5 protein-coding genes are annotated in these 4969 nt (G+C 68.5%); 2 read left to right on the forward strand and 3 right to left on the reverse strand.

Annotated elements, in window-relative coordinates; all coding sequences use genetic code 11:
* Positions 1–596: LysR family transcriptional regulator (locus tag QZ847_RS00815; RefSeq protein WP_294352208.1), on the reverse strand; the 596-nt coding region annotated here is incomplete at its 3' end.
* 88 nt (positions 597–684) lie between these two features.
* Here QZ847_RS00815 and QZ847_RS00820 point away from each other — a divergent pair.
* Entirely contained in the window at positions 685–2790 is a 2106-nt protein-coding gene (locus QZ847_RS00820) for a malate synthase G (protein ID WP_294352210.1), read from the forward strand.
* A 35-nt stretch (positions 2791–2825) separates the two neighbouring features.
* Complete coding sequence (locus QZ847_RS00825; protein ID WP_294352212.1) at positions 2826–3392, forward strand: lipocalin family protein; 567 nt, start codon at positions 2826–2828, stop codon at positions 3390–3392.
* A 3-nt stretch (positions 3393–3395) separates the two neighbouring features.
* Here the strand turns inward: QZ847_RS00825 and QZ847_RS00830 are convergent, their stop codons facing one another.
* A complete protein-coding gene (locus tag QZ847_RS00830; protein ID WP_294352214.1) occupies positions 3396–3764 on the reverse strand; it encodes a Rieske (2Fe-2S) protein in 369 nt (122 codons plus the stop codon).
* A partial coding sequence (gene hmgA / locus QZ847_RS00835) for a homogentisate 1,2-dioxygenase (RefSeq protein ID WP_294352216.1) occupies positions 3761–4969 on the reverse strand: 1209 nt, incomplete at its 5' end. The genes QZ847_RS00830 and hmgA, both read right to left, overlap by 4 nt.

Raw genomic sequence — 4969 nt, forward strand, 5'->3', positions numbered from 1 at the left:
AGCCGCCACGGCATCTGCCCCTCGGCGGCAAGCAGTGTATGCGAGCCGAGATCGCCCAGTCGCGCCGGCGATCCCGCGCGCGCCAGATAGCCCGGGCTCGCACACAGGACACGGCGGCTGTCACCCAGCCGGTGTACCTCGAGACCGGGCTGCACCGCCCCCGCGATCCTGACGCCCACGTCGACCCCCTCCGCCACCAGATCGACGAATGCGTCCGATAGATCGAACGACAGCGTCACCGACGGATAGGCATCAAGGAAACGGTGCAATCGTGGCGCAATGTGAAGCCGCCCGAACGAGGTCGGCGCCGTCACGCGCAGCAATCCCGCGGGCACCGCCGCCGCGCCGGTCAGCCGTGCCTCGGCCGCCTCGACCGCCGCGAGAATGGCAACCACGTCGGCGTGGAACTGTTCGCCCGCCGGCGTCAGCGCGAGCCGCCGCGTGGTCCGCTGCACCAGCCGCACGCCCAGCCGCGCCTCCAGCCGGGCTAGTCGCCGCGACGCCATTGCGGGCGACACTCGCAACTCTCGCGCCGCTGCCGCGATACTGCCCGCGCTCACCAGTCGCGCAAACAGGACATAATCGGGATCGATCATTCGTGCATCCAGGTAGCGACTGCCACGACAGCAATGCTTCTAGTGGCGCAGGTAGCAGGCGGCTACAAGCGCGGACAGGAGAGACGAGATGAACGAACAGATGACCGATCGCGCAGGGCTAAGCGTCGCCGACACGCTCGCCACCTTCATCGACGAGCGCGCGCTGCCCGGCACCGGCGTCGACCGAGAGGCCTTCTGGTCGGGCGTCGCCGACATTTTCATCCGGTTCGCACCCGAGAATCGCGACCTGCTCGCACGCCGTGACGAGCTGCAGGCCCGCATCGACGACTGGTACACCGCCCGAGCCGACCAAACGATCGAACAGGCCGAATACCAGGCATTCCTGCGCGAGATCGGCTATCTCGTCCCCGAACCTGCACCGTTCACGATCGACACCCAGAATGTCGATGCGGAGGTTGCGACCACCGCCGGGCCGCAGCTGGTCGTGCCGATCCTCAACGCGCGCTTTCTCCTGAACGCCGCCAACGCGCGCTGGGGCAGCCTCTACGACGCGCTCTACGGCACCGACGCGCTCGGCTCGCCTAAACCCGACGGCGGGTACGACAGGGCGCGCGGAACCCAGGTGATCGCCTGGGCAAAGGCGTTCCTCGACGACGCGGTCCCGCTCGCCAGCGGGTCGTGGGCGGATCTCACCAGCGACACCATCGAGCTCGCCGATCCGGCGCAGTATGTCGGTCGCAGCGAAAGCGGCCAGCTGTTCCGCCACCACGGTCTGCACATCGAAGTGGTGTTCGACCCCAGCCATCCGATCGGCCGCGACGACCCCACGGGTATCGCCGACGTGATCCTGGAAAGCGCCGCGACCACGATCTGCGACCTGGAGGATTCGGTCGCGGCGGTCGACGCCGCCGACAAGACTGCGGCCTATGCCAACTGGCTCGGGCTGATGCGCGGCGATCTGGTCGACACGTTCGAGAAGAACGGGCGGGCGGTCACGCGCCGGCTGAACCCTGATCGCCGCTACGCCGCGCCGGACGGCAGCGCGATCGTGCTGCCGGGCCGCAGCCTGCTGTTCGTCCGCAACGTCGGCCACCTGATGACCACGCCCGCGCTGCGGCTGGCGGACGGCAGCGAGGCGCCCGAGGGTATTCTCGACGCGATCGTCACCAGCCTCATCGCGCTCCACGACATCCGGGGCGTGCGTGCCAACAGCCGCGCCGGCAGCATCTACATCGTGAAGCCCAAGATGCACGGCCCCGACGAATGCGCCTTCACCGACCGGCTGTTCGACGCGGTGGAGGATCTGCTCGGGCTCGATCGTCACACGATCAAGGTCGGCGTGATGGACGAGGAGCGCCGCACCTCGGCCAACCTCGCCGCCTGCATCCACGCGGTGCGCCACCGAATCGTGTTCATCAACACCGGCTTCCTCGACCGCACCGGCGACGAGATGCACACCGCGATGCGCGCGGGTCCGATGATCCGCAAGGCCGAGATGAAGGGTGCCGACTGGATCAAGGCGTACGAGGATCGCAACGTGCAGATCGGCCTCGCCTGTGGCCTCTCCGGCCGCGCGCAGATCGGCAAGGGCATGTGGGCCGCGCCCGACATGATGGCGGACATGCTGGAGCAGAAGGTCGCGCATCCGACGAGTGGGGCCACAACCGCCTGGGTGCCCTCACCGACTGCGGCGACGCTCCACGCCACGCACTACCACCGCGTTGACGTATTCCAGCGGCAGGAGGCACGCCGCGCCGAGCCGGTCGCCTCGCTCGACCGCCTGCTGACCGTGCCGCTCGCGACCGGGCGCAACTGGACGCCCGAGGAAGTGCGCGAGGAGTTCGACAACAACGCGCAAGGGATCCTCGGCTATGTCGTGCGCTGGATCGACCAGGGCGTGGGCTGTTCCAAGGTGCCCGACATCCACGACATCGGCCTGATGGAGGACCGCGCGACGCTGCGAATCTCGTCGCAGCATATGGCCAACTGGCTGCTCCACGGTATCGCGACCGCGGACGAGGTCGATGCCGCGCTCAGGCGCATGGCGGCGAAGGTCGACGCGCAGAATGCGGACGACCCGGCCTACCGCGCGATGACCGGGCGCGAGGGCGAGAGCATCGCCTTCCAGGCCGCACGCGCGCTCGTGTTCGACGGGATCGCACAGCCGAGTGGCTATACCGAGCCGCTGCTCCACGCCGCCCGTTTGCGTGAAAAGGCGCGTGTAGCAGGCTGAGGGAACCCACGCGGGCGTTCGCTGGTAGGACGCGCATGGCACAGCAATCCACTCTTCCGAAAGCCGGCGTCCTCGCGGGCGTCGGCGCCGCCGCACTCGGCCTCGGCGGCTTCCTTTATCTCCGCGCCAAGCGCCCGCCCGTCATCAACCCCAGCGTCCCCGAGCCCGCGAAGCCAGTCGACCTCGATCGCTATCTCGGCCGCTGGTACGAGATCGCCCGCCACGAATATGTCTTCGAGGAAGGCATGGACGCGGTCACCGCCGATTATTCCCGCCTCGCCGCCGACCGTATCGGCGTCACCAACGCGGGCACGCGCGGGGGCAAACGAAAGGTTGCGCGCGCCAAGGGCGTGGTCGCGGACAAGGCGACGGGTGCGAAGCTCAAGCTGTCGTTCTTCGGGCCACTGTATGTCGGCGATTACTGGGTTCTCGACCACGCCGACGATTACAGCTGGTCGATCGTCGGCGAGCCCGCCGGGCGCTATCTGTGGCTGCTCACGCGCTCGCCGCGGCCGGGCGACGAACAGGTCGAGGCGCTGTACGCCCGCGCCAAGGCGCTCGGCTACGACACGAGCACGCTGCGCCGCACGCATCAGTCGTGAAGATCAGGCGTCGGTGACGATCACGCCGTCGTCGACGCGCACCGGCCACGGCGTCAGCCGTGCGCCCATGCACGGCCCACCCTCGCAGCGGCCATCGGAGATCGCGAACACTGCGCCGTGCCACGAACACATGATGCGCGCACCATCGGGAGTCAGATAGGCGTCGAGTTCCTGCGCCAGCGGCAGCCCGGCGTGCGGGCAGCGGTCGACGTAGCCGTACACCGCCTCGCCCTGCCGCACGACGAAGCCGTGGAACCGGCCCGCGCGCAGTTGCAGCACGTAGTTGCGCGCGGTGCCATCGGCGATCTGCTCGAGCGCACCGAGCTTCACCCCCGCTGGCGTCGCGAACACGCGAGCATCGGTAGCACTCACGAGTTCGGCAGCCTCGCCTTGGGAAAGTCCGCCCACACCGCATCGTAATCGAACTGCGCGTGCGCCAGCGCATAGTCGGTCGGCCGGTACGCCCAACAGCTCTCCAGCATGAACGCCATCGTGCCCTCGATCTTGTGGGGTTTGAGCTCCGCGGCACTCGCACCCTGCCAGCTCGCGACATCGGGACCGTGGCCGCTAATGATGTTGTGGAGCGAGATGCCGCCGGGCTGAAATCCTTCCGCCTTGGCGTCGTACGCGCCGGTGATCAGCCCCATCGCCTCCGACATGACGTTGCGGTGGAACCACGGCGGGCGGAACGTCCCCTCCGCCACCATCCAGCGCGGCGGAAAGATGACGAAATCGGCGTTGGCACGGCCGGGCACGTCGCTGGGCGAGGTCAGCACGGTGAAGATCGAGGGATCGGGGTGGTCGAAGCTGACGGTGTTGATCGTGTTGAAGCGCGACAGATCATAACGCCACGGCGCGAGGTTGCCGTGCCACGCGACGACGTCGAGCGGCGAGTGGTCGAGCGTCGTCGTCCACAACGATCCCATGAACTTCTGGATCACTTGCGTCGGCGCGTCCACGTCCTCGAACCAGGCGACCGGCGTCTCGAAGTCGCGCGGATTGGCGAGACCGTTCGCACCGATCGGTCCGAGATCGGGCAGGCGGAACAACGCGCCGTGGTTTTCCGCGACGTAGCCGCGTGCGGCTCCATCGGGCAGCTTCGCCTTGAAGCGCACGCCGCGCGGCACCAGCGCGACCTGACCCGGCGCGACCTCGATCCGGCCGAGTTCGGTCAGCAATTCCAGCCGGCCCTGCTCGGGGATGAACAGCAATTCGCCGTCCGCGTCGACGAACACACGCGCATCCATGTCCTTGTTCGCGGCGTAGACGTGCATCGCGACGCCCTCCAGATCGGCGGGGTGCCGATTGGCCAGCATCGTCGTCATGCCGTCGATCAGGTCGACGCCCGCTTCCTCCGGCATCGCCAGCGGGTCCCAGCGCAGCCGGTTGGGCGCGAGCGGCGCGTCGCTCGTGCCGGGGGCGAAGCGCGTCGCCCCCTCGTAGGCCTTGAACGGCGGGTGCTCGGCGGTGGGGCGCATGCGGTAGAGCCACGAGCGGCGATTCTCGTGGCGTGGCGCAGTAAAGGCGGTGCCCGACAGTTGCTCGGCGTAGAGCCCGAAGGCGGGGCGCTGCGGCGA

Source organism: uncultured Sphingomonas sp. (assembly GCF_913778135.1).
Classification (GTDB): domain Bacteria; phylum Pseudomonadota; class Alphaproteobacteria; order Sphingomonadales; family Sphingomonadaceae; genus Sphingomonas.